General features: G+C 48.0%; 16 protein-coding genes. All 16 read right to left on the reverse strand.

All coding sequences use genetic code 11. The features are described 5' to 3' along the window. Positions 1-133: 133 nt before the first annotated feature. The 16 genes from KTH90_RS07990 to KTH90_RS08065 all read right to left on the reverse strand — a co-directional run bounded on the left by KTH90_RS07990 (position 134) and on the right by KTH90_RS08065 (position 14157). Complete coding sequence (locus KTH90_RS07990) at positions 134-916, reverse strand: acyl-CoA dehydratase activase (protein WP_238726609.1); 783 nt, start codon at positions 914-916, stop codon at positions 134-136. Beyond that, entirely contained in the window at positions 913-1782 is an 870-nt protein-coding gene (locus KTH90_RS07995) for an acyl-CoA dehydratase activase (RefSeq protein WP_238726610.1), read from the reverse strand. The genes KTH90_RS07990 and KTH90_RS07995 overlap by 4 nt, the downstream gene beginning before the upstream one ends. A 149-nt stretch (positions 1783-1931) precedes the next feature. Then, positions 1932-3260: a 2-hydroxyacyl-CoA dehydratase subunit D gene (locus KTH90_RS08000; protein WP_158350138.1), complete on the reverse strand. Its 1329-nt coding sequence runs from the start codon at positions 3258-3260 to the stop codon at positions 1932-1934. Between the two features lie 19 nt (positions 3261-3279). Further along, positions 3280-4413: a 2-hydroxyacyl-CoA dehydratase subunit D gene (locus KTH90_RS08005; RefSeq protein ID WP_238726611.1), complete on the reverse strand. Its 1134-nt coding sequence runs from the start codon at positions 4411-4413 to the stop codon at positions 3280-3282. Positions 4414-4848: 435 nt separating this feature from the next. Continuing rightward, positions 4849-5457, reverse strand: a complete 609-nt coding sequence (locus tag KTH90_RS08010; protein ID WP_238726612.1) for an SWIM zinc finger family protein — start codon at positions 5455-5457, stop codon at positions 4849-4851. A 103-nt stretch (positions 5458-5560) separates the two neighbouring features. Then, the gene (locus KTH90_RS08015; RefSeq protein WP_238726613.1) at positions 5561-8350 is read right to left on the reverse strand and encodes a DEAD/DEAH box helicase; all 2790 of its coding nucleotides are present in this window, start codon (positions 8348-8350) and stop codon (positions 5561-5563) included. 258 nt (positions 8351-8608) lie between these two features. After that, positions 8609-9145: a bL17 family ribosomal protein gene (locus KTH90_RS08020; protein WP_158350141.1), complete on the reverse strand. Its 537-nt coding sequence runs from the start codon at positions 9143-9145 to the stop codon at positions 8609-8611. Between the two features lie 20 nt (positions 9146-9165). Then, complete coding sequence (locus KTH90_RS08025) at positions 9166-10125, reverse strand: DNA-directed RNA polymerase subunit alpha (RefSeq protein ID WP_158343482.1); 960 nt, start codon at positions 10123-10125, stop codon at positions 9166-9168. Between the two features lie 66 nt (positions 10126-10191). Continuing rightward, complete coding sequence (gene rpsD, locus KTH90_RS08030; protein ID WP_158350142.1) at positions 10192-10785, reverse strand: 30S ribosomal protein S4; 594 nt, start codon at positions 10783-10785, stop codon at positions 10192-10194. 17 nt (positions 10786-10802) lie between these two features. Beyond that, entirely contained in the window at positions 10803-11198 is a 396-nt protein-coding gene (rpsK, locus tag KTH90_RS08035) for a 30S ribosomal protein S11 (protein WP_158343486.1), read from the reverse strand. Between the two features lie 80 nt (positions 11199-11278). Further along, positions 11279-11647 (reverse strand): 30S ribosomal protein S13, encoded by a 369-nt coding sequence (gene rpsM, locus KTH90_RS08040; RefSeq protein ID WP_158343488.1) that lies wholly within the window; start codon positions 11645-11647, stop codon positions 11279-11281. A gap of 253 nt (positions 11648-11900) precedes the next feature. Beyond that, positions 11901-12014 (reverse strand): 50S ribosomal protein L36, encoded by a 114-nt coding sequence (rpmJ, locus tag KTH90_RS08045; protein WP_073992704.1) that lies wholly within the window; start codon positions 12012-12014, stop codon positions 11901-11903. 221 nt (positions 12015-12235) lie between these two features. Then, positions 12236-12454: a translation initiation factor IF-1 gene (infA, locus tag KTH90_RS08050; RefSeq protein ID WP_158343490.1), complete on the reverse strand. Its 219-nt coding sequence runs from the start codon at positions 12452-12454 to the stop codon at positions 12236-12238. Between the two features lie 3 nt (positions 12455-12457). After that, complete coding sequence (locus KTH90_RS08055) at positions 12458-12742, reverse strand: KOW domain-containing RNA-binding protein (protein ID WP_158350143.1); 285 nt, start codon at positions 12740-12742, stop codon at positions 12458-12460. 10 nt (positions 12743-12752) lie between these two features. Then, positions 12753-13508, reverse strand: a complete 756-nt coding sequence (map, locus tag KTH90_RS08060) for a type I methionyl aminopeptidase (protein ID WP_158350144.1) — start codon at positions 13506-13508, stop codon at positions 12753-12755. A 4-nt stretch (positions 13509-13512) separates the two neighbouring features. Next, positions 13513-14157, reverse strand: a complete 645-nt coding sequence (locus KTH90_RS08065) for an adenylate kinase (RefSeq protein WP_158350145.1) — start codon at positions 14155-14157, stop codon at positions 13513-13515. Positions 14158-14212: the final 55 nt, after the last annotated feature.

Raw genomic sequence — 14212 nt, forward strand, 5'->3', positions numbered from 1 at the left:
TTATCGGAGTGTTGTTTACCCCTTATCTGAAGATCTTTATCCGTGGCCTTTATTCGCGATCTTTCACGACCAAATTCCCATTCTCTAATCCTGTAACATCAGCTCATCAAATAACAGCAGATATCTGGCAGCTCTATCCCCTTGCCTTAAACTTAATTGCCAGCAATGCCGCCCCAGCCGCTCCCACTAATTGAGGATCTATAGGAGGAATGGATAGCGTTGTCTTCAGCAGCCTTTCCAGGGCATTGCGGATTCCGATATTCTTTGCCCCTCCTCCTGTAAAAACGATCTCCGGTTGGATCTTGATCTTCTCCAGCAGGCCAAACACCCGCCTGGCGATGGCTTCGTGAATACCGGCCACCACATCTTCAACCGGGGTACCGGACGCGATCTTTCCGATCATTTCCTGCTCCGCAAAGACGGTACAGGTGTTGCTGATCTGCGCGGGTTGGCTGGAAGTCAGAGAGACCTCTCCCAATTTTTCCAGAGGTATCCCCAAAGTCTGTGCCGTTACTTCCAGATAGCGCCCGGTCCCGGCTGCACATTTGTCATTCATTACGAAATTATCCACTTTCCCATTGCGGATTTTAATCCCTTTACAGTCCTGTCCTCCGATATCGATGACCGACTTGGCCTCCGGGAAAAAATGGAGAACCCCCTGGGCATGACAGGTGATCTCGGTAATCTGACGGTCCGCATAGGGAACATTGATCCTCCCATAACCAGTGGCGACCGTATAGTCTACCTGTCCCGGCTCGATCCCCGCCTGCAGACACGCTTTTTCCAGCACCTCTTTGGACCGGCTTCGGTGCTCCGCTCCGGTAGGTCCCAGCAGGGAACCCCGGATCTCACCGTTTTCGTCCATCAGTACGATCTTGGTCGTAGTGGAACCCACATCTACTCCGGCAAATATCACAGTTCCCCACCTCCCGTCGTACCATCCATCTTCCCGTCTGAATCTCGCTTTCCGCACACAGCTTTCTCCCCATCCGCTTCACTGCCGTGAAGCTCTTCCAGAGCAACCAGCGCCGCTCCGTACGCGCAGGAAAACTGCGGTTCCGGCGCCTGGGACGCTCTGTCCTGCAGCCGGTCGGATACCGCTGCCACCAGCCCCTGGTTCTGGGCGGCTCCTCCGGTGATCACGCATTCCGGCGCGTAGCCCACCCGCTTTACCAGATTCACGATCTTCCCGCTGACAGCCAGATTCATGCCCGCCAGGATATTCTCTTTCGTCTCCCCCTCGCCGATCTTCGTGATCACATCGGACTCCGCGAACACCGCGCACCCTGTAGAAAAGGTGATCGGTTCCGTCCCCTTCATCGACAGCGGTCCGATCTCTTCCACATCGATCTCCAAAATCCTGGCGATCACCTGCATGAAACGGCCGCTGCCGGCCGCGCATTTCTCACTGAATACAAATTGCGCCACATGGCCATCCGGGTCCAGGCGGATCACCTTCGTGAGGGAGCCGCCCACATCCACCACTGTGTGACAGCCGGGCACCAGCTTCCTGCACGCGGTACTCTGACAGGTGACATCCGTCACCACCTTGGCGTCCTGATCCACGGATTTGGAGCCGATTCCGGTGAGTACGACCCTGCCCAGTTCTTCCGGCCGGATCCCCAGTTTCGCGCAGCCCCGTTCCAGCAGTTTTTTTGCGGTATCCCCATAGAGCACACCGCTGTTTTCCTTCTCCCGGACCATCTCTTTCCCGTCCTGATCCAGAATCAACAGTTTTGACATATAGGACCCCATATCCATGCCCGCCACATACATTTTCATCCCATCCTTTCTTTTTGCATGATACGGCAAAGCTGCCATGTGAATGACAGTCCACACATCCATCGACCGGACAGTTTTCTCTCCTCACACAGCAGCCCTGTTGCCACACTCCCTTCTGTTGTTCACTCACATCTGCCATTCTATCGTTTTTATTTACCGTTTCTCTTCCTGGCTTCTATCGTCTCTATGAATGCGTCGATCTGTGAAAAGATCTGCGCCTCGGAAAATTCTCTGGAGTCTGCCATATCGCTTTCCATGAACAGGGTCGGTAAATTAAACTGTTCGTTGATGACGTTCATCTGGTGAATCTGTCCCACGGTGACGGCACGGCAGCTCTTGGTCGCATGGCACATAATTCCGTCGCTTCTGTTTTCCTTTAGCAGATCGGCGATGCTCATCATCGTCAGGTTCATATTCTTTTCTCTGGCCTTGCGGAATTTTTCCCAATCCTTCTCCCAGCGCCTGGTAACCTCTTCCCGAATGGGATCATCCGTATCCACCTTGATCAGATCGTAGGGTTCCGACGGATTATAAGTAGTCTCACCGACAACAACGCCGCCTTTGGATACGATATAGTCAAAGAGGTTCATCTGATGCCACGGCGGAATTCCCATTCCCCAGCAGATTCTGTATTTTTCGTCCTCCAGGACATATTCTTTGTTCGCGATCTTGGTTTTGATCTCCTCGCACATATCGCGGTAGAAATCTCTGGTGGTCACGTCTCCCTGATTGAACATATACGGGTTAATGCAGCTGAAGTTATCCGACGCCGGCATGACGCATTTGCCCTGGGCACGCAGACGGTTGGCCTCGTACCAGTAGCACTGTGCCTCGTACTGATACTTCTGACACTGGCGGTAATAGTCCCAATCCATCTTCTGATGGGTCGCATTTTCCAGAAATTCCACAAAACGGTGCTGCTGTTCCACCTCATAGTCTATATAGGCCTGTTTCAGTCTCAGGTTATCCGTATCAATATAGGGGGACTGAATCAGCGGAATCTCATAATTAAAAGCCGGTACATCCGGTAAATAATAAGAAACGGAATCATACCATTTAAACCGGGTATCACAGCAATATCCGGTACCGAGCAACAGGTCGGGGTCCGGGATTCCGCCCGCCGGGAGAGTCTCCACCGGCATTCCCTCATTCCTGCAGCCACAGATCCCCAGTCCGATTCTGGCGTAGCTGCACACCAGATTCGAGAATCCGTCACTCTCCGCCTTATCGATAAAAGGGCCTTCCGCTTTCATCGCTGAACAGACTCCGGAGAAATTCTCCGTATAGACCGGCGTGATATCCAGAGCTTTTAAGATAACGCCGTTGACTCCCACCATAACATAAGCGACCGGGCGTCCCTCAGCTTTCGCCTGATGCGCTTTCGCATATTCGTCCTTGGACAGACGCCTGGCGATCCGGGGAGCCTGAGTATATTTCGTAGCCGTTGTTTTTTTCACGGGTTTTGCTTGTTCTGACATTTCTCATTCACTCCCTTCGTCAAAGCATTTCCACAAATGCCTGAATCCGCGTCTTTAATTGTCCTTTGGAATTGATAATGCTGTAGTCGTCCTCCAACGTCAGTACACTCAATCCCGCATCCTCCGCAAACCGGCGCAGTATCGGCACATCATACGCATGGGTATCGCAGTATCTCGTTATGAAAATAATCAGACCACTGACCCGGTATTCCTTCGCATAATGTGTGATATGGGCAAACCGCTCCTCCCTGGACTCTGTGCGGTAGGTTCTCGGACAATTAATATCATGCAGATAAGCATATGCGAGCGCATCATAGGGATCCTTTGACTCATCAGCCTGGAAGTTAAAAGTCCGGGTGCCGATACACATATCATCCACCACCAGATCCGCGCCGCACTCATCGATCAGCTCCAGCAGCGCCCAATCGTCCAGCTGAGCCATATGTAGCATTACTCTCGGTCTGGCAGGGCCTGAAGGCTTAAATGCACCAATCTCAGCAAGCGCATCTCTCAACAGCTGATTATGGGCCTCCACTTCCATAAAGGAGCCCGCAAAGACGAGTTTGTGGATATCCGTCGCCGATACCGGCGGGATATCCGCTTTCCGCAGTTCGTATATTTTATTGAGCAATATTCGGTTTTCATTATGCAGCCTGATTGCCTTCTTCAGGTTCTCATCCGTCACCTCAAGTCCCATCTGTTTTGCCATCTCGCATACTACGGCCCGGATGGATTCCGCATAGAATACATAAGAAGTGTCATAGGTCATATGCGGTACTTCGAGAAAGATCACATGTTTCACTTCTTTTACGTAGTAGTCCCAGATGTCATACATTTTCTCCAGGCACTCACATGCATGGGGAACGACGATTGCACTCAGGAAATCATACCGTCCCTTCAGCGCCAGATCGATACTGCTTCGGATAAACGGACACATGGTGGTCTCCAAAACCCGGTCGACTTCGGACGGAGTCTCCTCTACATCGCCGGTAATCCGATAAGGCACCGCACCTACAGCCGTAATCAGCTCTCTGGGAAAGGTACAGCAGTAGTGTCCGATGACGACCCGACCATTCTGTCTGGCTTCCCGAGCCAGCTTTTCGCGGTTCACGATCACATTTTCCGCGGCCTGCACACATTTAAACTGCGACACTTTAAACACCTCCATTTGCACTTGACGATTTACTTGATGTTTTTTTAACGATCCTTGTACTTTAAGTGTAAGCTCTGCTAACTTAAAAGTAAAATAGTTACAAGTGCAATTGGTTATCGGTTTAAACTATATGTCAGTTTATCTCTTTCTTCCCCTATTTCCCAATATAAATTAATAGTTTCTGAATTTAACAACTTTAAAGCTTCAAACTGCTTTTTTGAATCAGTCCTACAACGCCATCTACCAGAGGTTGATAACCTGCAATATCTTTGTTTTTCATGTTTTACCTCCAAAGGGGAAATCGGCATTAGCCGATTTCCCCAGTGTTATTTCTATAATATATGATTTAGAAATTTAAAGACGTATTCTGTCTTGGAGACCCGTTTTTAGCAAAACTCAAGCACTAAGATAGAATTCATATGGAAAATGCGTTCACTATATCCCAAACACATCATGCATCTCCGTCTCAGACATCGCCCGGCCGCTCTTCTTCGCGGCATTTTTCAGCATAGCATCCATCCGGTTCTCCACCGAGCGGCGGATCAGATCCTGGATATCCACCCTGCGCAGCGTGAAGAACAGCAGCGGATCTTCATCCAATCTCGCTCCCACACCATAGAGAACGGCGGCCACATGCTTACACATATAAGCATAGTCCGGACAGGAACATGAAAAATGAATCTCCTTCGGGGAGGGAAACATTCCGTACTCTTTTTCCGTGAAAATCACTTCCAGCTCCTTGGGAAACTTTCCCTCTACCAGTTTTTCCACGGAATCGATCCGGTGATTACACAGATTCACTACCTGCCGCCATCGTTTTTCTCCCAAGACATCGATCTCTACCTCTATCACATACGGCTTGGAGCCGGTACCCTGTACCAGAGCCTCTACGCTTCCCTCCCTGATCTGTAAGTCCAGCACCGCGTGGTTGCGCACATAACTTTTTCCCCGGGAAATACGGTTGGCATAGTCGGCGTAGCTCTCCAGGTTCTTATTCCATGCCTTACCCCACCAGCTCCGGGCAATGGTGTTACCTTCGGTCAACACCGGCGCCAGATCCGGATTTTTCTTTTTCAGCTTGGCGATCTGCGGTCAGCCTTGGCCCTCTTTTCCGCTACAGATACATAGGGCGCGAATCCGTAATAGCTCATGCTTTCACACCTCCCAGCCGGAACAGGTTCATCAGCTCCTCATTATTAAGCTCCGTGATCCACTGTTCCCCGGCCGATCCCAGGATATCGCCGGCCAGTTTCTGTTTTTCTTCGATCATGGCGTCGATCTTTTCCTCTATGGTTCCCTGTGTGACGAACTTGTGCACGATCACATTCTTTGTCTGTCCGATTCGGAAGGCCCGGTCCGTGGCCTGGTTCTCCACAGCCGGATTCCACCACCGGTCAAAATGCACCACATGATTAGCCGCGGTCAGATTAAGCCCCACGCCTCCGGCCTTTAGAGATAATACCATATAGGGTACGTACGCTTCCCCATTAAACTCTTCCACCATCTCACTTCTCTTCTTCACCGGGGTTCCGCCATGGAGAATCAATCCTTTTCTATTGAAAATTGACTCCAAAAACTCCGCCAGCGGCTCCGTCATTTCCTTAAACTGGGTAAATACCAGCACCCTCTCTCTCTTTTCATAGATGGTCTGGCAGATCTGTTCCAGGCACTCGAATTTTCCGCTGTTCTCCTTTTTATATTCTTCCAGCCCCAGATATTGGTCCGGGTGATTGCAAATCTGCTTAAACTTCATAATTCCGGCCAGAACCAGGCCTTTGCGCTCGATCCCTTCTGACTCTGCCAGCTTCCTCTCGATCTCTTTTACCAGCTTTGTGTAAAGTCCGATCTGTTTTTTGGAAAGTCCCGCATACTCCTTCACTTCCACCTTATCGGGCAGATCGGAGATGATGGAACGGTCTGTCTTCAGCCGGCGCAGAATAAAGGGCGTGACCATTTTCTTCAATGGCATAAAACCGACTTCCTCTGACTCCATCTCCTTCACAAGTCCCTGGAATTCTTTTACAGAGCCCAGAAGCCCCTTGTTCAGGAAATCAAAGAGAGACCAAAGGTCGCCCAGATTATTTTCAATCGGTGTCCCGGTCATGGCGACCCGAAGACGCGATGGGATCGCTTTCACCGCTTTCGTCTGCTTAGTGCCCGCATTTTTCACAGCCTGGGCTTCATCCAGAATCACGATATCCCAGCTTTTGACCAGCAGCCCTTCCAGCCTTTGTACCATTCCATAGGTAGTAATATATAAGAAAGCGTGCTCCGTATCCGTCTCATCCGTCTCCAGAGTCACCCCTGCCTGGCTGCCGTGGAGAATCTCATAGGGCAGCTCAGGTGCAAAACGCCCAAGCTCCTTCTGCCAGTTACCGATCAGGGACGCCGGGACCACCAGAAGCGCCTGTCCGCCGTGACTCTGCCGGTAATGCTCCAGCCACGCGATCACCTGTACCGTCTTGCCCAGCCCCATATCATCCGCCAGGCAGGCTCCAAGTCCAAGCTCGGCCATCAGGTTAAGCCATCGGTATCCCTCCTCCTGGTAAGTCCTCAGATCGGCACGGAACGTGGACTCCAGAGGGACTGGGGCAATGGATGCCGGCTTGACCATCATTTCCCGGATCTTCTTCATCCATTTACCATTCGATACTGTGACAGAGATCTCTTCTTCCTCCGCACTCTCCGGTACCGCACTTAATTCCAGTCTCATAGCCTCCGCCAGAGTAAGGTTTCCGCCTTTGGCCAGCTCTTTGGCTTTCTGCAGAGCCGTAAGCGCAGCTTCCAGTTTCTTTTTATTGATTTCCACCCATTTACCTTTGTACAGCACCAGCCCCTCAGCCATCGCCAGGAATTCCTTCAGCTGCTTCTCCGTAAGCTTCTCCCCATCGATCATCAGAGACGGAGAAAAATCCACAATGGCGTCCAGCCCCACCAGCGACTGTTTCTTGTTCCCCACGGTGAGAGATAAACTGACCGCGTTGGTATGCCGTCTCCACCAGTCCGGAACACGGCACATGATTCCCGCTTCCTCGTAGATGGGTATTTCCGACAAAAAGGTATAGGCTTCCTGTGCGGTAAACCGCAGAGGGGAAAACAGCTCGCCGCTCTCCATCAGATCCCCGATCAGAGGACTGGCATCCGCCGCTTTCGCCACCGCGGCCAGAAGAGACAGCAGTTTCTTCTGATCATCCTTAAACTCAAGCAAAGCGTTCTTTAATGGCGTGTGGATGGCCTTCTTACTTTTTACCGGCTTTGTGGAGTAAGTAGCCATAAAGGCAAAAGGATAATCCTCCTGATGGCTCTCCACCAGATGGAAAAAGACTCTGCCCGCCACACTAATCCTGGAGTTATATTCCGCAAAATAGGCTGCCGCCGTACCGTCATATTCCCGGATTTCACTTCTAAAGCACTCCAAAAGCTTTTGCCAGATATTACGGATCCACGTCTCATCCACAAACTCCGCGCCATTCACAAAAGGAAGAGCCTCCAAAAGTGCTCCTGTCTCCCCGGCAGACAGCACTGCTTCCATTTCATCCCGCTCCAATTCCAGTTCAGGGCTTGTAGAGATCCGCCGGATCAAATGGGCTGCGATACGATGCAGATACCACACGGAAGGTCTCATCCAGCCCTCCGGCAGCAGGAACCCCATATGATATAATCCCTTCCACGGTTCCTCCCTCAGCCGCTCAAACCAGACCCGTGATTCTTCTATGTACTGATTCTCACTATATTGGCTGTCTTTATCAAAGCCTGTCTTTATCTGAGCCGTTTTCTCCAGGCCTGCCTTTTCCTGGCCCATTGGCTCCGTACAGCCCGCCGCTTCTTTTTTTCTGCCGCGCCTGCCCGCCGCTTCCAGCAGCTCCACCTGAAATCCTGACGGCCTATAGAAGGCGTCCAATACCATCTTCCTCGTTCCCCTAACCGTTTTATCCAAAGTAAGGCTCCTTCCGAATTTACATCGCTTTGTTTCATAAGTATATCCTATTTTCTGCCGGCTAACAATAAGTAAATAGATCGTACGTCTCTGTTAGTTTTGCTGTTATTCATCCTGCTATCGATACCAGTCTTTCATATCTTGGGTTAAATGCTGCTATTCCATAGAACGATCTATTCATCTATTGGATAAAAAAAGGCTGCACCCTTCACCGATTCCCATCGGTCAAACGTACAGCCTGATTTTACATATTTCTTATTATACTAACTCCAGTACAACCTCCATCGCTGCATCGCCTTTTCTCGGGCCGATTTTCACGATTCTGGTGTAACCGCCGTTGCGGTTCTCATACTTGGGAGCGATCTCTTTGAATAACTTCTCAGTCAGATCCACATTTTTAGTGTTTTTCTTCTTGCCCGCAGCTTTTGCAGGTACTTCTTTTACGGGGTAGAGAACTTTTAACATCTGTCTTCTGGCATGAAGTCTGGACGGAGCGTCTTTGGTAACAGTCTTTTCCACTTCGTCGAAGAGCTGTACCTTCTTGCCATCCTGTACTTCTTTGATTCTCTTGCCGTCTTTATCCTTACGGGGAACCTTAGCGGTCACCGTAACGGTTTCGTAATTATCTTTTTCTTTTACTGCCATGGCGATCAAGCCTTCAGCCACTTTGCGGATTTCTTTTGCTTTCGCTTCGGTGGTGATGATCTTGCCGTTATTGATCAGGCTGGTCACCTGGTTTCTGATCAAAGCTTTTCTCTGGCTTGATGTTCTGCCAAGCTTTCTATATCCTGCCATTTACGCCTTACCTCCTACTACTATTCTTCCGTATGGTTTAACTCTAAACCAAGTTCTTTTAATTTCGCCAGTACCTCTTCCAGGGATTTGCGTCCCAGGTTACGGACCTTCATCATATCCTCGGAAGTCCGGTTACACAGCTCTTCGACCGTATTGATACCGGCTCTCTTCAGACAATTGTAGGAACGAACGGATAATTCCAGTTCATCAATGTTCATTTCCAGTACTTTTTCTTTTTCATTGTCCTCTTTTTCGATCATTACCTCTGCTGTCTTTGCATTTTCGGACAAATCTATAAATAAGCTCAGATGCTCACTCAGTACCTTAGCAGCCAGACTTACTGCCTCGTCCGGAGCTAATGTTCCGTTCGTATATACATCCAGCGTCAGTTTGTCAAAGTCCGTCACCTGGCCCACACGGGTATTCTCTACCGCCATGTTCACACGCTCAACCGGAGTATAGATGGAGTCCACGGCGATCACGCCGATGGGAAGTTCTTCATCTTTATTCTTGTCAGCGCTTACGTAACCTCTTCCTTTGGTTATGGTCAGCTCCATATACAGCTTGCTGTCCGCTCCGCCGTTCAAGGTCGCGATTACCAGATCAGGATTCATGATTTCAATATCCGGATCAACCTGGATATCTGCCGCTGTTACAACCCCTTCACCTTCGAACTCGATATAGGCCACTTTAGGCTCATTGGTATCACTGTTGTTCTTGATGGCCAAGCTCTTGATGTTCATGATGACTTCTGTCACATCTTCCTTAACACCAGGTATCGTGCTGAATTCATGCAGAACACCTTCAATCTTTACCTGGCTTACTGCTGCGCCGGGAAGAGATGAAAGCATAATTCTTCTGAGGGAATTACCAAGAGTTGTTCCATATCCTCGCTCCAAAGGCTCTACGACAAATCTGCCATACTTTTTATCTTCTGAGATTTCCGTAATATCAATTTTGGGTTTATTAAAATCGAACACTACAAAGCCCCTCCTTTTGGGTTATCATTGTTCTGAGGGTGATTATATACCACAAGCCTTTAAGGATTATTTGGAATATAATTCGACGATAAGCATCTCATCTACCGGAACATCGATTGCTTCTCTGTTCGGGAGTTCCTTTACGGTACCTTTCAGATTCTCCTGATCCACATCCAGCCATTCGGGAACCAGTCTTCCGCCTGCTACTTCCAAGATATCTTTATATCTTTGGTATCCTTTGCATTTTTCTTTGATTTCAATAACATCCCCGGCTTTGATTAAGTAGGAAGGAATGTTTACACACTTTCCGTTTACAGTGATGTGCTTGTGATCCACTACCTGTCTTGCCTCTCTTCTGGTTCTGGCAAAGCCCATACGGTAGATCACGCTGTCCAGACGTCTCTCTAATAAGATCATCAGGTTTTCACCGGTCATGCCGCGCATTTTATCCGCTTTTGCATAGTAGTTACGGAAAGGTTTTTCCAATACTCCGTAAATAAATTTCGCTTTCTGTTTCTCACGAAGCTGCAAACCATACTCACTCATTTTCCGGTTTGATCTTTTTAATTCTCTTCTGGATTTTTTATCATATCCTAAGTAGATCGGATCCAGTCCAAGGGATCTGCATCTTTTCAGGACGGGTACTCTATTAACTGCCATGTCAACTACACCTCCTATTAGACTCTTCTACGTTTTGGCGGACGACATCCGTTATGAGGAACCGGAGTGCAATCCCTGATACTGGTAACTTCCAAACCACAGGCCTGAAGCGCGCGGATCGCTGCTTCTCTTCCTGATCCGGGACCCTTTACCATAACGTCTACAGTCTTAAGGCCATGTACTAATGCTGCCTTCGTTGCAGTCTCTGCTGCCATCTGTGCTGCATAAGGAGTGGACTTTCTGGAGCCACGGAAACCTAATCCTCCCGCACTTGCCCAAGAAATTGCATTACCTTCCGTATCCGTCAAGGTTACAATCGTATTGTTAAAAGAAGACTGGATATGCGCTTGTCCGCGCTCAATGTTCTTCTTTACACGCTTTTTTGTCACTTTTTTGGTAACTTTTTTAGCCATTTTAAACTATTTTCCTTTCATTGAATTTGTCTGTCTTTTAAAGACAAATAATAGTTTTAATCAAGATCTACAGCAGAAGATTATTTCTTCTTATTCGCCACTGTTCTCTTCGGACCTTTTCTGGTTCTTGCGTTTGTCTTAGTCTTCTGACCGCGAACCGGGAGTCCTTTTCTGTGACGGATACCACGATAGCAGCCGATTTCCTGTAATCTCTTGATATTCATGGCAATTTCACGTCTCAAATCACCTTCAACCATCTGGGTTGCATCGATGACGTCACGGATTCTACCAACTTCTTCATCCGTCAAATCCCGGACACGGGTGTCGGGGTTTACTTTCGCTTCTGCCAAAATACGGTTGGAACTCGTTCTTCCAATTCCGTAGATGTAAGTCAAGCCAATCTCTACACGTTTTTCTCTCGGTAAGTCTACACCAGCGATACGAGCCATGTGCGCATTACACCTCCATTAGTTAATCATTACATTTCCTTGTTCTTGTCTGTCTTTTAAGACATACAGGTATACTGTAAGTGTTTCCTTGTTCTTGTCTGTCTTTTAAGACATATTACGTTTCAAAAGTCAATTCCATTTTCCCTCGGTATTGAAAAACAGAATCTATTGAATTATTTAAACCAGTATGAACAACGCAGCCTCGTGGTTCATACTGCAGCCGCACGAATAGAATGGAACCTGACAAGACAAATCAGCCCTGTCTCTGTTTGTGTTTCGGATTTTCACAGATAACTCTGATACTTCCTTTTCTCTTGATAACTTTGCACTTTTCGCAAATAGGTTTTACAGATGATCTTACCTTCACGGAAAACCCTCCTTTCTTGCCATAAGGCGATTCCTTATTTTTGCCCATAAATCCCGGACATCTCGGTATGTCCGCGGGCTTTTCTTATCTATTTTCAGGGCATAACTACAAAAGGGCCCCAAAAAACGTCCGTTTTATATTATAACATCAACCATATTATAATGCAAGACAAATCTTCCATAAATTCTCTGCGTTTTATGGGCATATCTGACTAATTATGTCTATTTATCTCTCCAGATAATTCTGCCCTTGGATAAATCGTAGGGGGACAGTTCAATCGTTACTTTATCGCCCGGCAGAATACGGATAAAATTCATACGCAGCTTTCCGCTGATATGAGCCAGCACCTTATGGCCGTTTTCCAATTCCACCTGAAACATAGCATTCGGCAACTTCTCTACGACTGTTCCTTCGATCTCGATAACATCGGCTTTTGACATAGTTTAGACCTCCTCACTTACCATTGTCGCCTGATAGGCTTTCAAAATATATTTGATTTCTTCGTCTATGATTTTACTTCCGTTTTCAAATTTCGTCTGCAGCTCACCGGATGCACGTTTGATGATCTGGACATGTCTCCGGTTCTTCTTTTTGGGCCGGTCCAGCGTCCTTTTTTTACCGTCCGCCAGATATACATATTCCGGTTCTACTTTTATTATGACATATAACTGGTCTTTGTCATGACCTGCCTTTGCCTTCGCCAGCATTCCTGCTTTCCAATCTTCCATAGCAAAACCTCTACTTCGAAAGAGTGAAAATTTCCGGCTCTCCATCTGTGATCAGAACCGTATTTTCGTAATGGGCGGACAAAGAACCGTCATCTGTTACTACTGTCCAGTCATCGTCAAGCCAAGCCACATCATAACGGCCTGCATTGATCATAGGCTCAATAGCAAGTGTCATACCGGGTTGCAGAAGTAAACCTCTTCTCTTCTGTCGGAAATTAGGTATCTGAGGATCCTCATGCATTTCCTTCCCTATGCCGTGGCCTACCAGATCCCGAACTACGCCATAGCCAAAACTCTCAGCATAATCGGCAATCGCAGCGGATATCTCATGGAGATGATGTCCTGCTCTGGCAAACTTGATTCCTTCAAAGAAACTCTGTTTTGTCACGTCAATGAGCTGCCTGGCCTCCTGGCTGATCTCCCCGACCGCATGCGTTCTGGCTGCGTCGGATTGATACCCCTTGTAAATGACTCCTGCATCCAGACTCACGATATCGCCCTCCTGGATTATGTGATGCCGATCGGGAATCCCGTGCACCACCTCATCATTTACGGAAACACAGATAGAAGCCGGATACCCGTTATATCCCAGAAAGGACGGGATACAACCAAAGCTTCGGATCAGCTCCTCGCCCAAAAGATCAATATCCTTTGTTGAGATACCGGGACGAACCGCTTTTTCCATTTCATTGTGTACTTTTTCAAGTATCTTGCCAGCTTCTCTCATCAGCTCAATTTCTCTGGCAGATTTTATTGTCACAGCCATATTTTTACGCTCCCAAAACCTTTACAATGTCACCGAAAACTTCCGCCATGTCCTTGGTTCCGTCTACTTCCACGAGAATTTTCTCCGCGGTATAATATTCAATCAAGGGCTGTGTCTGATCATGATACACATCCAGACGTTTCTTTACAGTTTCCGGTTTATCATCTTCTCTTAATACGAGTTCATTTCCGCACTTGTCGCAGATGCCTTCTTCCTTCGGAGGAATTGTAACTACATGATATGTAGCTCCGCAGTTTAAACAGGCTCTTCTGCCGGCCATACGATTGATGATGTTTTCATCTGCTACTTCTACGTTGACGGCGTAGTCTATTTTTTCACCGTTTGCAGATAATGCGGCATCCAGTGCCTCTGCCTGAGGGATCGTTCTGGGAAATCCATCCAGAATATAACCCTTTTTGCAGTCTTCCTGCTGTACACGGTCCACGACCAGATCTACAACCAGTTCATCAGGAACCAGAAGTCCCTGGTCCATATAGGTTTTTGCTTTCTTTCCTAATTCCGTACCATTTTTTATATTAGCTCTGAAAATGTCTCCGGTGGAGATGTGGGGAATCTGATATTTCTCTGCAATCTTTTCCGCCTGTGTTCCTTTACCAGCGCCGGGTGCTCCAAGCATAATTATTTTCATAGTGATTCCTCCTCCATTATGAAGTATTACCAATATTTTCCTTATATATGCCGTG

It is taken from the genome of Diplocloster modestus (genome assembly GCF_019042245.1).
Lineage (GTDB): Bacteria > Bacillota > Clostridia > Lachnospirales > Lachnospiraceae > Diplocloster > Diplocloster modestus.